The organism is Alteromonas ponticola, assembly GCF_012911815.1.
Taxonomy (GTDB): Bacteria; Pseudomonadota; Gammaproteobacteria; order Enterobacterales; family Alteromonadaceae; genus Alteromonas; species Alteromonas ponticola.
Window position 1 is genome coordinate 303,127 of the sequence record NZ_JAATNW010000005.1, and the last position, 22,596, is coordinate 325,722.

General features: G+C 45.9%; 20 protein-coding genes. 14 read left to right on the forward strand and 6 right to left on the reverse strand.

Annotation, left to right across the window (positions count from 1 at the left end; translation table 11 throughout):
• The first annotated feature begins 9 nt into the window (after positions 1-9).
• From epd to HCJ96_RS16540, 4 genes are all read left to right on the forward strand, one after another.
• Entirely contained in the window at positions 10-1,020 is a 1,011-nt protein-coding gene (gene epd, locus HCJ96_RS10675) for an erythrose-4-phosphate dehydrogenase (protein ID WP_169211039.1), read from the forward strand.
• Positions 1,021-1,046: 26 nt separating this feature from the next.
• On the forward strand, positions 1,047-2,222 hold the full coding sequence (locus tag HCJ96_RS10680; RefSeq protein WP_169211040.1) for a phosphoglycerate kinase: 1,176 nt from the start codon (positions 1,047-1,049) through the stop codon (positions 2,220-2,222).
• Positions 2,223-2,334: 112 nt separating this feature from the next.
• Complete coding sequence (locus tag HCJ96_RS10685) at positions 2,335-3,234, forward strand: fructose bisphosphate aldolase (protein WP_169211041.1); 900 nt, start codon at positions 2,335-2,337, stop codon at positions 3,232-3,234.
• Between the two features lie 271 nt (positions 3,235-3,505).
• The gene (locus HCJ96_RS16540; RefSeq protein WP_169211042.1) at positions 3,506-4,666 is read left to right on the forward strand and encodes a diguanylate cyclase; all 1,161 of its coding nucleotides are present in this window, start codon (positions 3,506-3,508) and stop codon (positions 4,664-4,666) included.
• Here the strand turns inward: HCJ96_RS16540 and ppx are convergent.
• From ppx to HCJ96_RS10705, 3 genes are all read right to left on the reverse strand, one after another.
• A complete protein-coding gene (ppx, locus tag HCJ96_RS10695; protein WP_343034705.1) occupies positions 4,663-6,204 on the reverse strand; it encodes an exopolyphosphatase in 1,542 nt (513 codons plus the stop codon). The two genes, HCJ96_RS16540 and ppx, sit on opposite strands and share 4 nt — an antisense overlap.
• Positions 6,201-8,279, reverse strand: coding sequence for a polyphosphate kinase 1 (gene ppk1 / locus HCJ96_RS10700; RefSeq protein WP_169211043.1), 2,079 nt, complete (start codon positions 8,277-8,279; stop codon positions 6,201-6,203). The genes ppx and ppk1 overlap by 4 nt, the downstream gene beginning before the upstream one ends.
• A gap of 98 nt (positions 8,280-8,377) precedes the next feature.
• Positions 8,378-8,884: a glycine cleavage system transcriptional repressor gene (locus HCJ96_RS10705; protein WP_169211044.1), complete on the reverse strand. Its 507-nt coding sequence runs from the start codon at positions 8,882-8,884 to the stop codon at positions 8,378-8,380.
• A 164-nt stretch (positions 8,885-9,048) separates the two neighbouring features.
• Between HCJ96_RS10705 and HCJ96_RS10710 the strand changes: the two genes are divergently transcribed.
• The 6 genes from HCJ96_RS10710 (at position 9,049) to HCJ96_RS10735 (ending at position 15,822) form a co-directional block, all read left to right on the forward strand.
• Positions 9,049-9,783, forward strand: a complete 735-nt coding sequence (locus HCJ96_RS10710) for a class I SAM-dependent methyltransferase (protein ID WP_169211045.1) — start codon at positions 9,049-9,051, stop codon at positions 9,781-9,783.
• Positions 9,784-9,912: 129 nt separating this feature from the next.
• On the forward strand, positions 9,913-12,573 hold the full coding sequence (locus tag HCJ96_RS10715; protein WP_169211046.1) for an ATP-binding protein: 2,661 nt from the start codon (positions 9,913-9,915) through the stop codon (positions 12,571-12,573).
• An 82-nt stretch (positions 12,574-12,655) separates the two neighbouring features.
• Positions 12,656-13,564 (forward strand): hydrogen peroxide-inducible genes activator, encoded by a 909-nt coding sequence (locus tag HCJ96_RS10720; protein WP_169211047.1) that lies wholly within the window; start codon positions 12,656-12,658, stop codon positions 13,562-13,564.
• Between the two features lie 123 nt (positions 13,565-13,687).
• Positions 13,688-14,230 carry a sigma-70 family RNA polymerase sigma factor gene (locus tag HCJ96_RS10725; protein ID WP_169211048.1) on the forward strand — a complete coding sequence of 181 codons (543 nt, stop codon included), beginning with the start codon at positions 13,688-13,690 and terminating at the stop codon, positions 14,228-14,230.
• Entirely contained in the window at positions 14,223-14,897 is a 675-nt protein-coding gene (locus HCJ96_RS10730; protein WP_169211049.1) for an anti-sigma factor family protein, read from the forward strand. Before HCJ96_RS10725 ends, HCJ96_RS10730 begins: the two co-directional genes overlap by 8 nt.
• On the forward strand, positions 14,890-15,822 hold the full coding sequence (locus HCJ96_RS10735) for a CCDC34 family protein (RefSeq protein ID WP_169211050.1): 933 nt from the start codon (positions 14,890-14,892) through the stop codon (positions 15,820-15,822). The genes HCJ96_RS10730 and HCJ96_RS10735 overlap by 8 nt, the downstream gene beginning before the upstream one ends.
• 70 nt (positions 15,823-15,892) lie before the next feature.
• Here HCJ96_RS10735 and HCJ96_RS10740 read toward each other — a convergent pair whose 3' ends face one another.
• Together HCJ96_RS10740 and hppD are read right to left on the reverse strand one after the other, a co-directional pair.
• Positions 15,893-16,441 carry a VOC family protein gene (locus HCJ96_RS10740; protein WP_169211051.1) on the reverse strand — a complete coding sequence of 183 codons (549 nt, stop codon included), beginning with the start codon at positions 16,439-16,441 and terminating at the stop codon, positions 15,893-15,895.
• Entirely contained in the window at positions 16,441-17,529 is a 1,089-nt protein-coding gene (gene hppD, locus HCJ96_RS10745) for a 4-hydroxyphenylpyruvate dioxygenase (RefSeq protein WP_169211052.1), read from the reverse strand. The genes HCJ96_RS10740 and hppD overlap by 1 nt, the downstream gene beginning before the upstream one ends.
• A 173-nt stretch (positions 17,530-17,702) precedes the next feature.
• Between hppD and HCJ96_RS10750 the strand changes: the two genes are divergently transcribed.
• On the forward strand, positions 17,703-18,164 hold the full coding sequence (locus HCJ96_RS10750) for a MarR family winged helix-turn-helix transcriptional regulator (RefSeq protein ID WP_169211053.1): 462 nt from the start codon (positions 17,703-17,705) through the stop codon (positions 18,162-18,164).
• A 96-nt stretch (positions 18,165-18,260) separates the two neighbouring features.
• On the forward strand, positions 18,261-18,860 hold the full coding sequence (locus HCJ96_RS10755; RefSeq protein WP_169211054.1) for an FMN-dependent NADH-azoreductase: 600 nt from the start codon (positions 18,261-18,263) through the stop codon (positions 18,858-18,860).
• Positions 18,861-18,926: 66 nt separating this feature from the next.
• Here HCJ96_RS10755 and HCJ96_RS10760 read toward each other — a convergent pair whose 3' ends face one another.
• Positions 18,927-20,339: an undecaprenyl-phosphate glucose phosphotransferase gene (locus tag HCJ96_RS10760; protein WP_343034707.1), complete on the reverse strand. Its 1,413-nt coding sequence runs from the start codon at positions 20,337-20,339 to the stop codon at positions 18,927-18,929.
• A 478-nt stretch (positions 20,340-20,817) separates the two neighbouring features.
• On the opposite strand from HCJ96_RS10760, the gene HCJ96_RS10765 reads away from it, so the two are divergent.
• Both HCJ96_RS10765 and HCJ96_RS10770 read left to right on the forward strand, forming a co-directional pair.
• The gene (locus HCJ96_RS10765; RefSeq protein WP_169211056.1) at positions 20,818-22,017 is read left to right on the forward strand and encodes an outer membrane beta-barrel protein; all 1,200 of its coding nucleotides are present in this window, start codon (positions 20,818-20,820) and stop codon (positions 22,015-22,017) included.
• Positions 22,017-22,562, forward strand: a complete 546-nt coding sequence (locus HCJ96_RS10770) for a polysaccharide biosynthesis/export family protein (protein WP_211162773.1) — start codon at positions 22,017-22,019, stop codon at positions 22,560-22,562. Before HCJ96_RS10765 ends, HCJ96_RS10770 begins: the two co-directional genes overlap by 1 nt.
• Positions 22,563-22,596: the final 34 nt, after the last annotated feature.

Consider the following 22,596-nt stretch of genomic DNA (forward strand, 5'->3'; position numbering starts at 1 on the left):
CAGCAGACAATGGTAAGAATCGCCATAAATGGCTTTGGTCGCATTGGCCGAAACGTATTGCGGGCGCTTTTTGAAAGCGGCCGCACGAGTGAAATAGAAATTGTGGCTATCAATGATGTAGCCAAACCGGAAGGAATTGCACATTTATTAAAGTATGATACTGCCCATGGCCGCTTCGCTTTTGATGTGCAATTAAACAATGGTGATCTGCTGGTGGACGGCAAGCCTATAAGGTTGTTAGCGCAACCTGACATTGATTTGTTACCCTGGCGAGAACTGGCAGTGGATATTGTACTGGAATGCACCGGAGTGAACGGCGACCGTCAGTCCGGACTTGCTCATCTGGCAGCGGGGGCGGGCAAAGTACTTTATTCTCAGCCCGGCAGTAATGATTTAGATAATACCATTATTTTCGGTAGTAATGAGCACACGCTAACTGCTGAGCAAAAACTGGTCTCAAATGGCTCCTGCACCACTAATTGCATTGTGCCGGTAATACAAGCACTGGACGATGCCTTTGGCGTGCTAAGCGGCACCATCACCACAATTCATGCGTCAATGCATGATCAGCAGGTGATTGACGCCTATCACGATGACTTACGTCTGACCCGTGCCGCCAGCCAGTCAATTATTCCGGTTGATACCCGTTTGGCCAGAGGGATCGAGCGAATTTTGCCTAAGTTTGCAGGAAAATTTGAAGCCATCGCTGTACGTGTGCCCACCATTAACGTTACCGCGATGGATTTAAGCGTTACATTGGACACAGACGTGACGATTAAAGATATCAACAGTGCGTTAAAAGCTGCGCGAAAAGGCCGCTTATCCGGCATTCTGGATTACACTGAAGAGCCTCTGGTGTCTGTAGACTTTAACCATAATCCGCATTCATGCATTGTGGATGGCACCCAGACCCGCGTCAGTCACCGTCAGCTGGTAAAAACCCTGATCTGGTGCGACAACGAATGGGGCTTTGCTAACCGAATGCTGGATACCGCTGTCGCAATGCATAATGCAACCTAATTAGTTTGAGAATATAAGGAATTCACATGGCAATACCCAGCATGCATGATTTTTCGCTCGAAGGGCAACGGGTTTTAATCCGTCAGGATCTCAACGTTCCGGTTAAAGACGGCAAAGTGACATCAGATGCACGCATCAAAGCATCCATTCCTACCATCCAGGCCGCATTGGATGCGAAAGCCGCGGTGATGATCATGTCTCATCTGGGACGACCTGATGAAGGCCAACCAGACGACGAGTACTCACTGCAACCTGTGGTCGACTATTTAATCGAGGCGCTCGACGTACCGGTGAAACTGGTTAAAGATTATCTGGGCGGAGTAACTGCTTCACCGGGTGAATTGGTGGTACTGGAAAACGTTCGCTTCAATAAAGGCGAGAAAAAAGACGACGAAACATTGGCTAAGCAGTATGCGTCGTTATGCGACATCTTTGTTATGGACGCGTTTGGCACGGCTCATCGTGCGCAGGCATCGACCCATGGCGTGGCCAAATTTGCACCCAAAGCCTGTGCTGGTCTATTATTGGCCGCTGAGCTGGATGCATTGTCAAAGGCATTGGATAACCCGGCGCGCCCCATGGTCGCGATCGTGGGTGGTTCAAAAGTTTCGACTAAATTAACCGTACTGAAAACCTTAGCAACCAAAGTCGATCAGCTCATTGTCGGTGGCGGTATTGCCAATACATTTATTGCGGCCAAAGGCCATAATGTGGGCAATTCGTTAGTTGAAATGGATTTGGTTGACGAAGCCAAACGGCTGATGGATGAAGCTAAGGCGAACAATGCTGATATTCCGGTCCCCACTGATGTGGTAGTAGGTCAGAAATTTGCAGAGGATGCTGAAGCCACCTTAAAATCAGTTGACCAGATTGCCAGTGATGACATGGTGTTTGATATTGGTCCCGATTCAGCAGCAGAACTGGTGGAAATACTGAAAAACGCGGGCACGATTGTATGGAACGGCCCGGTGGGCGTGTTCGAATTTGATCAGTTCGCTGAAGGGACTAAAGCCATTGCCAATGCAATCGCAGAAAGCCCGGCCTTCTCCATTGCTGGTGGCGGTGATACCTTAGCAGCAGTAGATAAGTATAATATTGCAGATAAAGTATCGTATATCTCAACCGGTGGCGGTGCGTTTTTAGAGTTCCTGGAAGGTAAAACCTTACCTGCTGTAGCCATTCTAGAAGAAAAAAATAAATAAGGGTTACCGCGAAACGTTATTCTCCGGCTTCGGTCAAAGCGAAGTCGGAGTCAATTTAAATCCCTACACCTGCCTCCAAGGCAGTACATTAAAATCGAAAGGAGTGATACCCATGGCTTCACAAGCGCAACAAGCTATGCTGGACAAAATGAAAACGCAGAAAGGCTTTATTGCTGCGTTAGACCAAAGTGGTGGTAGCACCCCTAAAGCACTTCGTTTGTACGGTATCGATGAATCCGCTTACAATGGTGATGAAGAGATGTTTAATATGGTGCATCAGATGCGCACCAGAATTATCACCAGTGACGCATTCAGTGGCGAACGTGTATTAGGGGCTATCTTGTTTGAGAACACCCTGGATCGCGAAATCGAAGGAATGTCTTCAGCACACTATCTGTGGCAGAAAAAACGTGTAGTACCATTCCTGAAAGTAGATAAAGGTCTGGCTGACGAAGCTAACGGTGTTCAGTTAATGAAGCCGATGCCAGAGCTGGCGTCGTTATTGGCCAAGGCAACCGCGCAAGATGTGTTTGGTACCAAAATGCGCTCTGTTGTAAAAATGGCGAATCACCAAGGGATCAAAGCGGTTGTTGAACAACAGTTTGAAGTGGGTAAACAAATCATTGCGGCGGGTTTGGTGCCGATTATCGAGCCTGAAGTTGATATCCACAGTCCTGAGAAGGCAGAAGCGGAAGCTTTGTTGAAGGTTGAAATCTTAACTCAACTCAACTTGCTTAAAGACGGGCAGGAAGTGATGTTGAAATTGACGCTGCCAAATCAGGCTAACTTTTATAAAGAGCTGATTGATCATCCGCGTGTCATTAAAGTGGTTGCGCTTTCTGGTGGTTACAGCCGCGATGAGGCCAACGAAAAACTGGCGCAAAACAAGGATATGATTGCCAGCTTTTCGCGCGCACTGACCGAAGGTATTTCTGCACAGCAAACGAAAGAAGAGTTTGAAGCTACGCTGGATACTTCCATCGAAAATATTTACCAGGCGTCGATTGCGTAATTGTTATTTATGCATCCAGATTGGCGTAATCGCGTCAATCTGGAAATTGCCCCCCTGAACCAGACGCTCTTCTTTACTCCCTCCACTAAGATGTCGGACCAGTCTATTGAACGCTGCGCGGCTTTCTAATATACTCGACCCCTGACGTTTTTTAAAAACATACACGAGCGGATCTGGTGGAATTAAGATCCTTCTATTTACTTCATACCACAAGTAGTTACAGCCAAATAGCCATGCGAGGCAATTTGCAGTAGTGGTCGGGGTACTCTCGGTGAGCAGTTTTCAGTTACACATTTTTCAGCTTTCGCTGTTGGGATTAATGATTTTGGTCGGCATGTTATTTACTTTCATGCTTCCAACGCCTTCACAAAAACATAAAGCCCGTTCTACTTATTTTGCCCGTCTATTCCTGTTATCAATGTGGACGGGTCAAGCCTGCTTATCGCTGGCTAATTTTCAGTTCCCGGTTATCGGGAGGGTAGGTTATGCATTTTTCATTACGTTAAGTGCCTATCTGTTATTGATTACCGTAGTTAAACGCTACGGTCATGCGATGCGGTGGCAGGTGCTGACGGCGATGGTGCTGCATCTAATGGCGCTGGTAGGAATAAGCTTTCTGTCCAACATAAACCAGCTAAACCCCATCTTCAGTCATACCATTTTATTAGCTAGTATAGCCACGCCGCTACTGCTTGCCTTTCGCTACATCCAACTCCAGGGTGGCAGCAAAAATCCCGGCGACAAAGTGCTGATTGCAGTGATTCAAACGGCGTTGGCTGTCATTATGGTAGGTGCGCCACTGTATTGGATTTTCATTGAACCCAATGAATTACAGCAGACACTGGTCAGTTTCGGTTTGCACATGGTCACAATGCTGGCATTCATGCTTGGGTTTGCAGTCAGTATTATGCACTCACTGGTAACCCGTTTGAAATTTAAAATTTATCAGGACCCACTGACAAATTGTAAGAATCGCCATTTTTTCTATGAAATGGCGCCCAAGTTGTTAGCGCATGCGAAACGACACAACGAACAGATGTCGGTGGTAATTTGCGATATTGATCATTTTAAATCTATTAACGATAAGTTCGGGCACGTGGTCGGTGACAGAGCGTTACAGCAGTTCGCTAAAACACTGAGTGCTGAGCTTCGTAACGAAGATGCCCTAATCCGTATGGGGGGAGAAGAGTTTCTTATTTTGTCTCCCAGGTGTGATATCGCCCAGGCCAAAGCCTTCGCTGAGCGATTGCGCCATCGTATCGAAGTTAACCCGATGAAACTGTCTGGCGTAGATATTTCACTCACTGCCTCATTTGGCGTAGTTGAAATACATTCAGACAACGATATTTATCACGGGCTCAAAGCCGCAGATACCGCAATGTACGAGGCCAAGTCAGCCGGGCGAAATCAGGTTATTACGGTTACCACTTAAGTTACTACTAAAGAAAGATTAAGCACCTGCCAATATTGCCGTTCTTGTTCCAGATCCGCAGTAATAATGGGTCGGTTAGCAAACCAGTTAGTGGGAAATTGCAACGTACACTGGGTTTTTTCGGCGGTTATGGCGATGTCGGGAAGGTAATTGGCCTGCCGCTTAATATTCAATACTACCGCCAGGCGAAGCAACACAATTAATTTGTGCACGACATCGCTATCATACTGGTTGAATTCGACGATATCCTGTGTACGTATTTTCTTCCGATGATTGCGTACCAATGTTGCCAGCAGCTCCTGTTGCTCCTGGGTAAAACCGGGCATGTCAGCGTTAGTAAGAATGTAAGCTGAGTGTCGTTGAACACCGCGCGAATTGACTTGCAAACCCACCTCATGCAGTAGCGCAGCCCAGCCAAGCATACTTCTGTTCTCTGCCTGATTAAGTTTCCACGCTTTGGCACAGGCATCAAACAGTGTCATTGCAGTATTAAAAACCAGTTGCGCATGCGCAGCATCCACATCATAGCGCGAGGCCATACTCGATGCGGTGCGGGTGCGGATATTCTGATGATGCAGCGTATCTTCCATCTCGTAAATGACCCCCTCACGTAATGCGGCAGAGGAGTAGTACAAATTATCTATTTTAAAGGTTTTGAAAATGCCAATGAGAATGGCTAACCCGGCAGCAATCACCGGTTTTCTATCTTCACTTAAATCGGAAAACGATAATTTGTCGGCGTGTCCGCAATCCACACACTGTTTCATCAAATTCTTCAGGCTTTTTAAGGTAATCGGAATATCGTGCCCATTCGGGCGGTCAAGCTGTACAAGTTTGAACAGTGCTTTAATGGTGCCTGAGGTACCGATGCACAAATCCCACCCCATCGCCTGATATTTACCTTCGATTAGCTCCAATTCCTGTTCAACGGTGGTGATCGCCTTTTCGAACGCTTTGGCTTTAAGTTCTCCCTTAGCAAAAAATTGCTGAGTGTAGCTGACACAGCCCATTTGAATACTGCGACACAGTTTGGCCTCAAAACCCTCACCAATAACAAACTCAGTGGAGCCACCACCGATATCAATTACCAGTCGTTTTCCTTCATGATAGTTGGTGTGGGCCACGCCTGAATAAATTAAGCGCGCTTCTTCGGTACCGGAGATCACTTCGATGGGATAAGGAATTATTGCCTTGGCGGCTTTGATAAACTGTTTTGCATTGGTCGCTTTGCGCAGGGTGTGCGTGGCGACTATTCTGACGTTGTCCGGTTCAAATCCTTTCAGGGTGTCGGCAACCACACGCAACATCGCCAGGCCTCGATCCATCGCTTGTTGCGATAACACATCGTTTTCATCCAGTCCCTGTGCCAGCCGCACTTTCTGTTTAACGGTATGCAAGAGCTGAACAGAGCCAGCCACAATACGTGCCACCACTAAGTGAAAACTGTTTGAGCCTATGTCCAGGGCCGCTACCTTGGTTACTTCTCTACGTTCTGCCTGCTCAAATGCCGCAATTGGTGGAGCGTTGTGTCTACTCACTCAGGGCCTGCTTCTTCAATTTTTTTCAGATAATCGTAAATGGCTTCCTGAGACCGTATTTTCTTGCGGTTGCCCCTGTGAACGTAGCGATTGACCTGCTCTTTGTCAATGATTCGCGCTTTCAGGGTATCCTTAAACTGGAGTTCAATGAGGTCGACCAATTGCTGTTGTAAGCGTTTGTCATAAATTGGACAGCCCACCTCAATGCGATTGTCCATATTACGGGTCATCCAGTCAGCTGACGAAATAAATACCTTACGATCCCCCCCGCCTTCGAAAATCATCACCCGTGGATGCTCTAAAAATCGGTCAACGATAGAGATAATCTGGATATTTTCACTTACCCCTTTAATGCCAGGGACCAAAGAGCACATTCCGCGAATAATTGCCCGGATCGTCACTCCGGCCTGACTGGCGCGATAAAGATCGTCAATCAGCTCTTTATCGACCAGATTGTTGATTTTAATCGTTATGCCCGCTTGCGCACCCTCTTTAAGATGCTGAATTTCCTGTCGAATAAGAGATTGAATTTTGGTACGCGCATTTAAGGGCGAAATTTGCAGGTGTTGAAATTTGTAGCGGCGATAAGGATATTGAATTAAGTCAAACACGCCAACGGCTTCTTCTGCTAAATCCTGATTACGGGTAAATAGACTGAGGTCGGTATAAATTTTAGCCGTTTTCTCATTAAAGTTGCCGGTGCCGAAGTGGGCGTAATGCACCATAGAGCCACGCTCTTCGCGGGTGACCACACACACTTTACTGTGAATTTTGAGAGTGGGCACACCTAAAATTACGCGAATACCCGCATCGGTCATTTGTTTTGACCACTCAATGTTAGCTTCTTCGTCAAAGCGGGCACGTAATTCAACCACCACAGTGACTTTCTTACCGTTATCAACTGCATCAATTAACGAGTTGATAATGCGTGAGTGGGACGCCACACGGTAGATATTGATGCGGATCATTTTAACGCTGGGATCAAACGCTGCTTGACGAACGAACTCGGTGAAATGTAAAAAACGATGATAGGGATAGTACAGCAATACATCGTGGGCAGTAATTGCATCGAAGATAGTGTTAAAACGTGAAAAACTGCGACTATTGATTGCCGCCATGGGCGAGTGCTCAAGATAGTGTCTGCCTACATTTGGGAAGCCAATAAAGTCTTTGAAATTACGGTAATGTCCTGCCGCATGCATGGTATCCAAAGAGGTAATCTTAAGCCCTTTACGCAGGTCATTTACCATGTCTTTGGGCATCGCATGATCATGTATGACCCTTACTGGCTCTGCAATTAGCCGTTGTTTCATGCTTTCCGACATCTTTTCAACGTAGCTTTCATCTATTTCATCGTTGATGTAGTACTCGGCATCACGTGTCATTTTAAATGAAAACGCTTCAAGGGTATCGAATTTGACAAATCCTCTGAATATTTCAGCCAGGCATAACTGAATAATGTCATCAAGCAAAATAATATGCTTCTTCTTGCGGCTTTTTTCAGGTGGAATTACCACAAAGCGGGACATTTCTGACGTGGGAACCTGAACCGCAGCAAAGCGGGGTTTTTTGTCCTTGCGCCTGATGGCCACATATAAATAAACAGCGGTGCCATTTAAGCGGCTGAGCAAATCGGTTTTTTTATCGATTAATATAGGCGCAATATGACGAAGCACTTTGTTAACAAAGAAATTTCGTACCCAGGTTTTGTGGTAATCGTTTAACTCGTCTTTACGAAGGATGTGAATATGATAACGGGCTAGTGATTTCAGTACGTCTTTATGTATCTCATTAAACTTAGCTGACAGTTCTACCACTTTGTTTTGGATTTGCTCCATCAACTGTATTTTCTGTTCGGCTTCAGATTCATTGCCATCGTTTTGCGCAATAGTGATCTGACGCTTCACATCGGCTGCTCTGACACGAAAGAATTCGTCTAGATTGTTGGAGTAAATCCCAAGGAAGCGCAACCGCTCTACCGCAGGCGTGTTGCGGTCTGCTGCCTCTTGTAATACACGTTCATTGAACGCTAACCAGCTTAGCTCTTTGGGGTAATATAATTCAATCGTGTCCATGTGTTCTTATAGTTTATTAACCGCGCACACGTTGTTAATCAACGCACCCACAGGGCTGTCACACCCCTATGACAGCAGTGTGTCAGCCCGCTGTTCCTTTATTTTCCACTTGAAATATCTACGACCAGATCATTGGAGCGGTTCTCCAGCGCGCTCTGCAACGCGGCTTCGTCAAAGTCATCAGGCACCGCAATGACAGCACGCGCTTTAAACATCAGGCTGCCCCACGCAGGAGCACTCTCACAACGGGACTCAAAGGAAACAATATTTAAATTGAACTGGTTAAAGATACCCGTGAGCTCTTGTACTATTCCTGGTTTATCATTACCCATTACATCGATGGTAAGTGTATTACGTAGTTCTGTAGGGGAGGTGGTCACCGCGATTGAATGTACATCCAGATCAGGAATCTTACCCACAGCGGTAACCAGCTCATCCATGCTATCTTCACTCACCTGAACTTCAACAAAGCCGGTAAACATACCTGCCATATGAGCAAAACTGCTGGATAGCCAGTTCCCATTTTGCTGGTAAACTTTTTTTGCGATGGCATCCACGATGCCGGGTTTATCTTTTCCAATAACCGTAATGATCAGTGACTGCATAGTTTTCCTTTGGCAGTAAGAAACGTGTGAGATAATTCAAAGATAGATGGCTTACGCATAATTTTAAAGATGTAAGCAGGATCAGGTGGCAGAAAAAAAAGAAATGGTGCACAATATTTGTACAGCACTATTTCTAATCTGTTGTACATTTTGAAAGGAAAAAAATGAAGAATCTACCTGCTGTCTCCGATGAAAATTGCATGAAGGACTATCCCGAGATTAGAGCCAACGAGCGAGATCGGTTATTGCATTACGTGCGCATTCATCCCAATGCCAGTGTGTTAGACATTCAAGCGGCGGGTGGTTTTTTATCTGACAAGGTTTATCAGAACCTGGATGGACAGGTCACCTGCTACTGTCTTGAACCCAGTGATATTCATCGGGCTCGTTTAAAATCATATCATGTCCCTGTGAACGACGAAGTTGAAAATTTTCCCACTATTGCCACTGAGTCGATGGATGTAGCAATTGGCCTCGCCGGGTTGCATCACAGCAATAGCCACCAGTCTACGTTGAACGAAGCGTATCGAGCCCTCAAACCCGGGGGGCAGTTTGCTGTGTGTGATGTGGTGATTGGCTCTAACATTGCGAGGTGGTTAAATGAATATGTGGATGCAAATTGCGCGTCGGGTCACAAGGGAGTTTTTGTGGAGGAAAATAGCTTACAGCAACAAATATTGAATGCGGGCTTTTCCAATGTGCGCTTATCCCATGATGATGTGCCCTGGGTTTTTCCCTCCATGCAGGTATTCGTCAGCTTTTTTAAAGGCTTATTTGGCTTGCAAACTACGCTGGAGGAAATTGAACGTGCCATCTTTGACTATTTCGAACCTCAGATTTTGCCCGATCGGGTCATATTACCCTGGCGCTTATTGTATGCCACAGGGCTCAAAGGTTAGATTAATCAGACTTTAGTAGGGCAAATTTGACATTTGTGGTAGTCTGTTTGCGTTTTTTTTTCGTTTGATAAACTATCTCTTATTTGATAGTAAGAAAAGCCGCTTTTTTCCATAGACAGGATACCGTGAATGCAACATAAACAGCCACACTATGCTTTTGATAAATGTGAAAATGAGCCTATCCACATTCCAGAAAGCATCCAAAGTTATGGCTTTTTAATTGCTTTCAATATCAGCGATAAACGTGTCGCTATCATCAGCGAAAACGTAAATAGTCTATTTACTACTGATTCTATTATTGGTGAAGACTTTTTAACGTTACTGCGTCCTGAAACCGATGAGAAAGTTTTTTTAGAAGATACCTTTAAGCGCGTACAGCAAAACAAAATTCGCTTACCCATTCGTTTAACTCTTGAAGAATCGTTGTTAACTGCAGGCTCAGATGTGGAATATCTGGCGGTAGTTTACACCAGCGGCGATTATTTTGTGGTTGAGTTAGAGCCTTCCACCGAATTTCGCGACACCTATAGCGCAGAACAATTCATTAAGCTGTATGCGATGAGTATAGCCCCGCGTTTCAAGCAGCTCACCTCCTTAAGTGAAATGGCGCAGGAAATGGTGGGCACGATCCGTTTTCTGACTAATATGGATCGGGTGGTGCTGTATAAGTTTAATGATGACTTTTCGGGCAAAGTAATTGCTGAGGCGAAAGCGGACGATATGGATTCGTATCAGGACCTGTATTTTCCGGCGAGTGATATACCGGCCCAGGCCCGTGAACTGTATAAAACTAATTGGGTGCGCTTAGCCCCGGATACGGAACTTGCTGCATCCCCTTTAATTCCCTCTATCGAACAATCCGGGCGCGAGCCACTCGATTTGACCCGTTCGTTACTCAGACAGTTTTCGCCGATTCATTTGCAATATATCCGCAATCAGGGGCTCCGTGCGTCATTCAGTGTATCTTTGGTTACTGATGGCGAACTGTATGGCATAATTTCATGTCATCACCGCGAACCCTGTTATATACCGCAGGATGTGCGCTTACAATGCGAGAATTTGAGTCAGTTATTTTCCTGGCATCTGCTGGCCAAAGAGCAGGAAATTGCAAAAGCCAAAAAAACCAATATCGAGCGTGCAGTGGATGAGATGCTGGATAAAATTGGGCCGTCCAACCCCATTGGTCGGGTAGTCAAAAGTGGTGAAAAAGCGTTTCTGGATGCCATGAATTGTGATGGCTTTATTTATTTCTCCCAGTACGAAACCATCACGTTGGGCAATACGCTACCGATTGATTTAGTCAAAGCCATCTTTTCAGAAGCCAGCCGTACAGATGCCTTCCCTTATACCAATGATAATCTGTCAGAGACCTGGCCAGAGGTGAAAGAGCATGGTATTGCGGGAATTATGGTCATTCCTCTGTTCGAGAAAAAACGCTACTTTACCGCCTGGTTCCGTAAGGAAACGGTGCGCTTGCAAAAATGGGTGGGCGCCGAAAATGAAAAATCCGAAGATGCACCCAAGGAAGAGCGTTTAAAACCGCGCATGTCATTTGCCATTAATGAAAGGCAGATTAAAAACCATTCGGTGCCCTTTGACAGGGCCGATATTGATACTGCTCATCGGCTCAATCGCATGTTTTTGGTGTATGCACTAGATGTACAGGAACGCATGCATATCAGCATTCAGGAACTGGAAAAGCAGGATCAGTATCGTAACGAGTTTTTAGCTACTCTGGCACATGAACTACGTAATCCGTTGGGCCCGATTATGTCAGGAGCGAGCATTCTTGAATCCACTGATGATGAATCTACCAAGAAACGGGTCAGCGCTATTATCAGCCGCCAGGCTGAATATATGTCAAAGCTGGTTAACGAGTTGATGGATGTATCGCGGATCACGCAGGGTAAAGTAAAGCTTGAATTTGAAAGGCTCAATATTCAGGACATCATTTCTGAGTCGTTGGAAATGGTGGAGCAACACATAAAATCGAAAAGCCATGACGTCCATGTACAGTATCTTGAAGACGGGGTACCGGTATACGGTGACCGTGCGCGCTTAAGTCAGATTTTCTCTAATATCATCCATAACGCAGCAAAATACACTGACAACAACGGCAAAATTACTATCAGCGTTAAGCAGGAAGCCAGCCTGGTGGTAGTGCGAATTTCAGACAATGGGCTGGGTATACCACATGAACGTTTAGGCGATGTATTTAATATGTTTACCCAGATTGAAGCGCATTCAACCCATACTAAAGGCGGGCTGGGAATTGGCCTTACGCTGGTGAGTAAATTAGTTGCACTTCACCACGGAAGTATAACAGTAGAAAGTGAAGGAGAAGGCAAAGGCAGTACCTTTGAAATACGTCTTCCTGTTTCACAGTCTGCATATGATCAAACCACCTATACTGTCGGAGAACCCAAAGCAGTGGCAAGAAAAAAAGTAATGTTTGTGGATGATAACGCGGATCTGGTTGATACCTATTGTTTATTGTGTGAGGCACTGGGCTTAGAAACCTGTGGCGTTTCAAATCCCAATGATGCCGTAGCAACATTCAAGTCCTTTAAGCCTGAATGTGTATTTCTCGATATCGGCATGCCAGACCTGGATGGCTATCAACTGTGCAAACTGCTCAAAGCGCTGCCAGAAGCCAGAGGTGTAAAATTTTACTCGCAGAGCGGGTGGGGCAGTGACAAATACTTGGAAGAATCTAAATCGGCAGGATTTGACGCTCACTATGTTAAGCCTTTGACCAAAGACACGCTCGAATCTATTCTACTGAAGTAGGGTGAGAAAGCAGATAATGTGATTGAGGTTTCTAATCTGTATGCTAGATTAAAAAGGTCCTTTTTAATCAGAAGAGCTAAGCATGAAATGGCCAAACCTCAAACACTTACATTATCTGGTCACGTTGTATCAGGAACAAAACTTTCATAAAGCCGCCCAGCGCTGCAATGTCAGCCAGTCGACGCTGAGTACGGCGATCCAGAACCTGGAAGAACATTTTGGCTCGCAGTTACTTGAACGTGAACATAAAACGTTTGTGTTCACTTCGCTGGGCCTTGATGTGGTCGAAAAAAGTAAAGTGCTGCTGCAGGATGCCGGTGAATTAATCGAATTTGCTCAGAACGCCGGGCATTGGGATAGCGGCACAGTCAAGCTGGGTGTTATTCCCACTATTGCGCCTTTTCTGTTTGAGGGCATGATCGGCGGCTTCAAATCCTTTTTACCTAAATTAACCGTTGAGCTGCAAGAAGACACTACAGACAATTTACTGCAACAACTCATTGATGGCGAGCTGGACTTACTCATCCTGGCCCTGCCTATTGATACCCCGGGTTGCAAACAAATGATCCTGGGTCATGACCCATTCCACCTTATTGCCCACAAAGAATTAGCCGGGCAGTTACCCGACCCATTAGATATTCAGCAATTACCCAAGCGCAGTATTTTCTTGTTACAGCAAGAGCATTGTATGACCGGACATGCGGTCAGTGCCTGTGGCCTGCAGCATCAGGAACTGGTAAGCAACTTAGCTGCCAGCAGTTTATATACATTGGTTCAACTGGCCAATAGCAAACTAGGCTATACCTTTTTGCCAGAATTGGCGCTTAACCAGCAGATAATCAAACATACCGAGCTGGTAGCCTTACCGGCCGAGCAGGGAGCCTGGCGTGAAATTGGATTGGTCTGGCGGGCCGGTACTACGCGCATGCAGTTATTCAGACGTATTGGTGAAATAATCGCACCATTATTACCCCTACCTACTTTGCGCTAAATTTTTTTCGCATAATTTCAAACTATTTCCGAGGTTAGCCCGACATTAAGCGGTAAGAAGTAAATAGTAACAAGTAACAAGTAACAAGTAACCGACATATAACAATAACCAAGAGGACACACAGTGTTCGAGAAGCGGGATGAGCAACTGGTAAGCAAAGCGCAAGAAGGCGATAAAAAAGCCTGGTTTATGCTGATCAAGCGTTACGAACAGGCAATTTATCACTATGGCATCAGGATGACTGGAAATACCCATGATGCCGCGGACCTGATGCAGGATATTTTTATTTCTGTATTCAAAAGTCTCGCGAGTTACAGGGGGGACGGTGCATTCAAGGGCTGGTTGTTCAAGATTGCACATTATCGTTGTATGGAGTTTTATCGGCGCAAGCGCCCCCAACAGTCACTGGACGAATGTGTTGAACAGGTAGCCGAAGACGTTACGCCAGAATTCGGCTTATTATCGGATGAATTGAGTAAACAAGTGGTAGTGGCGATGCAAAACTTATCTGTAGCGCAAAAAGCGGTGGTTGAACTTAAGTTTTTTCACCACTTTACGTTTGAAGAAATTGCCCAGCAACTGGGGCTTTCTGCCAACACAGTTAAATCAAGACTGTATAGCGCGTTAAGCAAGTTAAAACTGGATTTGGAGGTGGACAATGCATAATCCGGAGTACGAATCCTTAATTACCGCTTGGCTGGATGGCCAGCTATCTGCCGAGCAAAGACAACGCTTTGAGCAACTCTGTCTGGAAGATGAGGCCTTTGCACAGCAGGTTGAAACAGCCAATCAATTCTCGCTGGCAGCAGAGCAGTTTGAAAAGATGCCGGTGCCTGCATGGAATAAAGATAGCACCTGGTTCGCCCACCACACTAAAGCCCCCTGGTGGCAGTTGCAATGGATACCGCTCGCTTCGATGGCGATGTCAGTAGCGGCAATGGTGATGGTGCTTTCCGGATTTCATGTGCAGGTAAACGACGGTCAAATGACACTAGGTTTTGACCGTGGACCAGACGAAAAACAAATCAATCAACTGGTAGCCAAACGTTTGGATGAATACAAGGAGTCAAACCAGTTATTGTTGACCCAGTACATGGATGCTGTGGCTAAACAGCAACAGGAAAGTGGTGCGCAGTTGACCCAATATCTGCTGTCTTCCAGCAGGCAGGAGCGACGGGAAGATTTTGCCGAATTGGTCAAATTTATAAACCAGCAGCGCAGCGATGATCAGCGTTTTTATGCACGACAAATCAACAATCTTGAACAGGAAATTGATGCAATAGGTACTACCTATTCTGGCCTGGGCAGACCTTTGGAGACATCCCATGAATAAAGCAAAGTTCAATTCGATCGCAGTTATGATGCTTACCGCCAGTCTTGGTTGTGCCAGCACTACTCAGGCTGCGACTAAAAATTACTCAGAACTGAATAAAGAAATACAAATTATGACCGGTGTGTTGGATACCGCCCTCAAGCAGAGCGGGGGAAGTGACAGTATTCGTTACCGCGCTCTGGAGGCGACTTATCTTGCCGGGCAAGGGGTGGTGTATAACGTATCCACGCGCAGTACCGGGTTGGGTTTACTAAGCGGTTTGCGAGATATTTTTGTCAATATTCCAGACGCACCGCCGGCACCTAACGTGTTTATCTCTGATGATAACGAAATTGAAATCGACATGGACCATGATTGGGAGCACTTTGCCGAAGAAACGGTCCATCACTTTGAAGAGGCTTTTCGTGAGCAGCGTGAAGAGATGCGAGAGTTGCGCAGTCAGGAAAGAGAATTGGCGTGGGAGCAACGCGAGCTTGAAAGAGAGCAGCGCGATCTTAGATTCGAATTGCGTCAGGCCGATCGGGAACGTGAAAAAGAAATGAAAGAAGAGCTGCAAAAAGTAGAACAGAAAATGAAACAGTTTGAGCAGCGTAAACAGGAACTGGCGAAACATGCTCAGGAGATTGAGCAGGACCAGAAAGAAAAACTAACCAAGCGCAAGGAGGCACAACAAAAAGCCTATAAACAGTTTCTGGCTAACTTCGAATCCAACATTGGTGACGCCTTATGTCGTTTCGGCAGTGGTTTGCGCGGTTTGCCAGATAGTGAAAACGTAAGCTTTGTATTGAATGATTTCAGCCGCAACGATAACAATCAATTGGTAGATCGCGTGTACGTATTCTCACAGGACACCATCAAAAATTGTGTCAGAGAAAAGATCAATTCATCAGAATTGTTATCATCAGCGATGGTTTACGATTTTTAACGCACCCGCAAAGAAAAAAGCCACGTTTGTTCACACAAGCGTGGCTTTCAAAATAGACATAACCGGGAGGTTAGTTTTCTGAGCCTGGAAACGCGCCACCGGTATGTAGCCAATCAGCATGCTTAGGTGCCTGCTTGGTTTTAGACCACTCTTCGAGCATGTCAGGTGCAACCCGCTTCAACTCTTCCAGCATACCAGGCTTGGCTGTATTGGCAGCCAGTTCAATACGATGACCATTGGGGTCGAAGAAATATATCGATTTAAAAATCGCATGGTCAGTCGGGCCTAGCACTTTGACGCCATTACTTTCCAGTTTTTCTTTTGCTGCGAGCAACTCATCCATGCTCTCTACTTCGAACGCTATGTGCTGAACCCAGGCTGGCGTATTGACATCGCGCCCCATCTCAGGCGAGTTGGGAATTTCAAAAAATGCCAGTACATTGCCCATACCTGCATCTAGAAAAACGTGCATGTAAGGATCAGGCTCTTTAGTCGAGGGCACTTCGTTTTCAGCAATAGCCAGCTGAAAGTCCATGCCCAGCAGATCGCGATAAAATGTCACAGTTTCTTTGGCATCTTTACAGCGATATGCCACGTGATGAATACGTTTAATCGCCATTAGGCAACCTCACCTTTTTTCTTGATTACGCCACGGTTTAACTGGTCTCGTTCAATTGACTCGAATAACGCTTTAAAGTTACCTTCGCCAAAGCCTTCATCTTCTTTACGTTGAATAAACTCGAAGAACACCGGACCAAGCATGTTTTCTGAGAAGATCTGCAACAGCAGACGGGGCTTGCCACCCTCTGTGGTACCATCTAATAGAATGCCGCGAGACTTTAATTCTTCTGTTGGCTCACCATGGCCAGGCAGACGTTCTTCCAGCATTTGATAATAGGTTTCTGGTGGCGGAGTCATAAACTTCATGCCGCGCTTTTTCAGGCGATCCCAGCATTCTAGCAGGTTGTCACAGGAGAATGCGATGTGCTGAATACCCTCGCCATTGTATTTCATCAGATACTCTTCGATCTGACCACCACCGCCAGCGGCTTCTTCATTCAATGGAATGCGAATTTTGCCGTCAGGGGCGGTCATCGCCTTAGATAGCAAACCAGTGTATTCACCTTTAATATCGAAATAACGGATTTCGCGGAAATTAAACAACTTGGTATAGAAGTTTGCCCAGTAATCCATGCGGCCGCGATAAACGTTGTGGGTCAGGTGATCCAGCGTGTGGAAACCACAACCTTCAGGTTTGCGATCAACGCCTTCTAACCATTCAAAATCGATATCATAAATAGTCTCACCTTCCTTATAACGGTCGATGAGATAAAGCGTTGCACCACCGATACCTTTAATGGCAGGCAAACGAAGTTCCATCGGGCCCGTATGCACTTCGACAGGCTGAGCACCCTTTTTCAATGCTTCCTTGTAGGCAAATTGCGCGTTCTTAACGCGAAAGGCCATACCGCACGCACCCGCACCATGCTCTTCAGCAAAATAAGCGGCGTGGCTTTTAGGTTCGTAATTGGTGACAAAGTTGATGTCACCCTGACGCCACAATTCCACTTGCTTGGACTTGTGCACCGCCACCTTGGTGAAACCCATTGCGTCAAATACCGGTTCCAGAATGCCTTTTTCTGGAGCCGAGAATTCTACAAATTCAAATCCATCCAGTCCCATTGGGTTTTCAAATAAATCAGCCATACTGCTCCCCTTTAATCTCGTTATCAGTATTAACCATAGTCGCCACCGGACGAGAAAAAAAGCGGGTGGTCAACTATTAGTTGCAATGCCAACCAATTTAGTTGCACCAACAACTATTGTCAAATATGCTGACTTTCAGGTGCAAAGTGGGTGGAAACAATATAGGACACTGCATGTCAACCGAACGCAACGAGTCTATTTTAAAACTGGAGCGATTTTTACCCTATCGACTGTCTATTTTATCAAATAAGGTCAGTAGTTTAGTGGCTGATATTTATAAGGATAAGTTTGCTATCTCCATCACCGAATGGCGAATTATGGCGGTGTTGGGGGAATACCCGGATATCTCTGCGGATGAAATCAGTGCCAAAACTCAAATTGAGAAGTCGATACTAAGTCGTTCTGTGAGCAGGCTGCTGAAACGAAAACTGATTGAACGCGACATGGCGAAAGAGGACAGACGCCGTTCAGTAATCCGTTTATCCGCTACAGGAAAGTCAGTGTATGATGAGATTGTGCCGCTCTCCTATGAATATGAACGGGCGTTATTGAAATGCTTGAGTCAGGCCGAACAGGCGCAGTTCAGTGCGCTCATCGACCAACTTTATGAGCACGCTTCCTCGTTACACATCTGATTGTTCAATAAATACGAACAATCAACGCCATATAACGAAATAGCGCTGTATGACGGGCTTGCGTAACATTCTATCTAAGCAATTTAGGAGAATCTTATGCACAACGTTTTAGTTATTCATTCCAGTCTGAATCAAGGCAAGGGCAATTCCAGCCAGTTGGTGGCGCAATATGTACAAAAGTTGTCTCAGCGGGGCAACGTAAATGTAGTTACCCGTGATCTCATGCAGGACAATCTTCCGCACCTTAGCGCACAGGAAATGTCTACATGGATGATTCCTGTGGAAGAGCGCTCTGCAGAAGCGCAACAGCAGGCCGCTTTCTCTGATCGTATCGTCGAAGAAGTACATAATGCCGATGAGATTGTGCTGGGTGTGCCTATGTATAACTTTGGCATCCCGTCAGTGCTGAAAGCCTGGATCGATCGTCTCGCTCGCGCAGGCGTCACGTTTAAATATACTGAAACCGGCCCGGTAGGCTTACTTAAAGATAAAAAAGTCACCATCATCGCTGCCCGGGGCGGTATTTACGCGGGCACTGAGTTTGACACCCAAAGTGCCTATTTAACTCACTTTTTCAATTTTGTCGGTTTGACTGATATTTCGTTTATCTATGCAGAAGGGTTGGCCATGGGGGATGAGAGCGCACAGCAGGCAATGAGTACAGCAAATCAGAAAATGGATGAGCTTGCCGCATAGTCAAACTACTTACATTCGCCCATAAAAAAGGCCTCATCAATGAGGCCTTAGCGGAGCGAGAAATAATTAGTAAACGTGTTTACCTGAGAATCCACCAAGCACGGTCTTGAGGATAATTTTCAGGTCAAACCACACTGACCACCTGTGCATGTAGTCTAAATCGTACTCCACACGTTTAGCCATTTTATTAACTGTTTCTGTTTCACCACGGAGGCCGTTAATCTGTGCCCAACCGGTAATTCCAGGGCGTACCTTATGGCGTAACATATATCCCGTAATGAGCTTACGGTATTGCTCGTTATGTGCAACAGCATGGGGACGCGGTCCAACAATCGACATACGGCCTTGTAGTACGTTGATAAATTGAGGCAATTCATCGAGCGACGTACGACGCAGGAACGCGCCTAATTTCGTTACCCGTGGGTCATTTTTAGTTGCTTGCTTAACTACGGCGCCATTATCTTGCGTACTCATTGAACGGAATTTGTACACAGTAATTTCTTTACCGTCCAAACCATAACGTTTCTGTTTGAAGATGGCTGGGCCAGGCGACGTAATCTTCACCGCCGCAGCGATAATCAACATGGGAATCGCCAGAACTGCCAGAATCGCTGTGCTTACCACTACGTCCTCAATACGCTTGAACACATCGTTAGCGCCCTGGAAAGGCGTGTCGTAAACACTCAATGCCTGGACATTACCCACTGTCTGCCAACGCGAGTTCAACAGCGAGTACATGAAGAAGTTAGGGATCAGGTACACATTTGCTGTGGTGTCGCTACACTTCTCCAAAATCGCTTTGATTCTATCTTCAGCTGATGTAGGCAAAGCAATATAGATGTAATCAACTTTATGGTTTTTTGCCATTTCGATCGCTTGTTCGATATTACCTTTGATCTGATCCTCGAAGTTTTTCGCATCACGATCTTCAACGCGGTCGTCGTAAACCCCTTTAAAATGGATACCCAACTGGTCGTTTTCAACCATCTGCATAGCCATGTTGTAACCCACCTGGTTCGCACCAATGATGATCGCGGTACGGCTGTTCATACCACTTTTACGCACTTTGAAGAGAACCTGACGCATGCCGATCCGCCAAGTGAGTAACAAAATAAGTGAGGTACCGAACCAAACTGAAACCATTTCAGGAGACAAAGTCAGGCTGTAGGCTAAAAAGTAACCAATAGTTAAGGTGGCCACACAACTTACCAACCATGTCATCGCACTACAGCGAAGCATTGAGGTGGTGTGGCTGCTACGCCATGAGCGGTACAGATCAAACCCTTCAGCAGTTAGCTGAAATGTCACAACATTTGCGAACAACAAGATAAGCGCTGTTGTGCTGATGCCTAATTCGTAGTAGAACATCGCTAAATAAAAACAAAAAGTGATGAGAGACAGGTCAATCAGGCGGTACAAAGTAGAAAAACTACTCTGGTAGTAACCTTTAACACCCTTGTCTTCAACCTTTTTCGCCATAGTGTTGCTAATTAGCGTCTGACTGTTAAGTAAATTAAATTTCATTTCTCAAGTGCTCCGCGTGATAAACCAGATATTCCGTGGTCTGGGTGGAAACAAGCATTATTTCCGAAGACTTCCAATTACATGCTTACCGGATATCTACGCAACAACCATTCCAATTTTGCGAGGATGCAGATAAAACGCTAAAAAAATGGTTTTGGCAATCAAATTTTTTTTCAGCTATTTCAGTAGTTAGCTCTACATTGCATAAGTTTAATGTTCTATTGAGCCATAATGGCACCTACCTGACCCCTAACGTTTGGTGCAAATTCGTTGTGCGGAAATTACCCACATTTGTAATTTTGGTATGTGGCACACTATTAGCATGCCTCTTTTCGATATGATTATATCAAGTCCACTTGAAGATAAACCTGCAAGTCTGGCTAATCATCTATGCCAATGCTTTTTCAGTATCAACATAAATCGCGGAGATAACATGATAAGACGTACGTCCAGCGCAGTAGCTCTTTCACTGATTTTGGCCTCACCTGTCATTGCTCAGGAAGAAGGGCGTATACAGCTAGGGAGTGTTGATCTAATTCCTGAGCTAAACTCGCAGCTATCATATATAGATAATGTAACGTATGTCAGTGATGACGAAGAGAGTATCTCCAGCTGGGCGAGTGTAGTCGCCCCGCAGTTAAAAGCAGTTACCCGCTTCAGCACTCACGAAATTGCATTGGCTTATCGACTGGAACGTGGGGATTATTTTGATAGCGATGCCGACGATTATACTGACCACTTGATCCGCTTACATGGCGACTTCGAGTTTGGCGACCGACATCGTCTCGATGCTAATGCTACCTACGAAGATGGTCATGATGAGCGTGGTCGCAGATATTCCAATGGGGACGCTGCTTCGTTAACCGAGGTGGATACCTGGAAGGAGACAGGCGTTGACGGTACCTATTCGTTTGGTGCGCTGTCAGCGCGGGGTCGACTGGATATCAGTGCTGGACGTGCCTCCCTCGACTACGACAAAAACTTCGCTGCGTATCTTTTTAGAGACAGAGATTATACCGATTTAGGTGCGGCCTTTGCCTACAAACTTGGAGGGCAAACCCACGCTGTAATTGAAGTCGAAACCACTGATATAGCTTACGATTTAGCGGCCGATGCGGCTAATCCACTGGACAGTGTTGAGAACAGTATTCTGGCAGGTGTCACCTGGCGTTCCAGCGCCACCACGAAAGGATTTGCTAAAGCGGGTTATAAGGAGAAAGATTTCGATTCCGCACAACGTGAAGATTTCTCAGGTGCCGAATGGGAATTGGGGATGATGTGGAGCCCGCTTACTTATTCACATTTTGAAGTGTCAACCAGTGCCGATACCCGCGAAACAAACTCAGATGCTGACTTTATCGAAACCAGAGATTACCGTGCCACCTGGACGCATGAATGGGTTGAGCGTTTTTCGACTCAGGCCGGGCTGGTTTATTTCCAGGATGAATATGTCGGCAGCCCTACGGAGCAACGCACAGACGATGTGACACGGGTTGATTTATCGGCTGATTACCAATTCAGACGGTGGTTGGCGTTCGGTATTTTTTACCAATTCAGCAACCGCGACAGTGATCGCGACGACGTGACTTTTGATAGAAATGTCTATGGTGTAACGGCAAAGGTCACTCTGTAATGCAAAGATTTAAAAATTACCTGATGGTAAGCGCACTCATGCTTTGGGCATGCGGCGCTTTGGCACAACAGGGTAATTTGAATATGAGTCAGTATCGACTCGGGGTGGGAGACAAGATCTCCATCAGTGTGTTTGGTCAACCGGATCTTTCGTTAGAAACGCGTTTACCCGACATTGGTAAAATCAATTACCCGTTTCTTGGTGAGCTTGAATTGGTCGGGTTGACACTTTCAGATGTGGAAAACCTCATTTTTCAGGGATTAAAAGGAGACTATCTGGTTAATCCCTCGGTTGCGGTTACCATAATTGAGTATCGTCCGTTTTTTATCGATGGAGAGGTCAAGCAACCCGGCGGCTATCCCTACCAGCCTGGATTGTCTGTTAACAAAGCCGCAGCACTGGCTGGTGGGTACACAGAGCGTGCTTCCCGTTCAGATATCCAGATCGTGCGCCAGCAAAATGGCAAACAAGTCACCCTGGAAGTAAGCGTGAGTGAGCTTATTCAACCCGGTGATGTCATTACCGTTGAGCAACGTTTCTTCTAAGCCTGCTTGAATTCAACGTAATCATGAATGCAAT

Bases quoted from the DNA above. Each gene is read 5' to 3' on its own strand.
- HCJ96_RS10760 (WP_343034707.1), bottom strand. From the start codon at position 20,339: ATGGCGAAAAAGGTTGAAGACAAGGGTGTTAAAGGTTACTACCAGAGT.
- HCJ96_RS10685 (WP_169211041.1), top strand. From the start codon at position 2,335: ATGGCTTCACAAGCGCAACAAGCTATGCTGGACAAAATGAAAACGCAG.
- HCJ96_RS10750 (WP_169211053.1), top strand. From the start codon at position 17,703: ATGTCAACCGAACGCAACGAGTCTATTTTAAAACTGGAGCGATTTTTA.
- epd (WP_169211039.1), top strand. From the start codon at position 10: ATGGTAAGAATCGCCATAAATGGCTTTGGTCGCATTGGCCGAAACGTA.
- HCJ96_RS10720 (WP_169211047.1), top strand. From the start codon at position 12,656: ATGAAATGGCCAAACCTCAAACACTTACATTATCTGGTCACGTTGTAT.
- HCJ96_RS10755 (WP_169211054.1), top strand. From the start codon at position 18,261: ATGCACAACGTTTTAGTTATTCATTCCAGTCTGAATCAAGGCAAGGGC.
- HCJ96_RS10765 (WP_169211056.1), top strand. From the start codon at position 20,818: ATGATAAGACGTACGTCCAGCGCAGTAGCTCTTTCACTGATTTTGGCC.
- ppk1 (WP_169211043.1), bottom strand. From the start codon at position 8,279: ATGGACACGATTGAATTATATTACCCCAAAGAGCTAAGCTGGTTAGCG.
- HCJ96_RS10770 (WP_211162773.1), top strand. From the start codon at position 22,017: ATGCAAAGATTTAAAAATTACCTGATGGTAAGCGCACTCATGCTTTGG.
- HCJ96_RS10735 (WP_169211050.1), top strand. From the start codon at position 14,890: ATGAATAAAGCAAAGTTCAATTCGATCGCAGTTATGATGCTTACCGCC.
- HCJ96_RS10715 (WP_169211046.1), top strand. From the start codon at position 9,913: ATGCAACATAAACAGCCACACTATGCTTTTGATAAATGTGAAAATGAG.
- HCJ96_RS10730 (WP_169211049.1), top strand. From the start codon at position 14,223: ATGCATAATCCGGAGTACGAATCCTTAATTACCGCTTGGCTGGATGGC.
- HCJ96_RS10710 (WP_169211045.1), top strand. From the start codon at position 9,049: ATGAAGAATCTACCTGCTGTCTCCGATGAAAATTGCATGAAGGACTAT.
- hppD (WP_169211052.1), bottom strand. From the start codon at position 17,529: ATGGCTGATTTATTTGAAAACCCAATGGGACTGGATGGATTTGAATTT.
- HCJ96_RS10740 (WP_169211051.1), bottom strand. From the start codon at position 16,441: ATGGCGATTAAACGTATTCATCACGTGGCATATCGCTGTAAAGATGCC.
- HCJ96_RS10705 (WP_169211044.1), bottom strand. From the start codon at position 8,884: ATGCAGTCACTGATCATTACGGTTATTGGAAAAGATAAACCCGGCATC.
- HCJ96_RS10680 (WP_169211040.1), top strand. From the start codon at position 1,047: ATGGCAATACCCAGCATGCATGATTTTTCGCTCGAAGGGCAACGGGTT.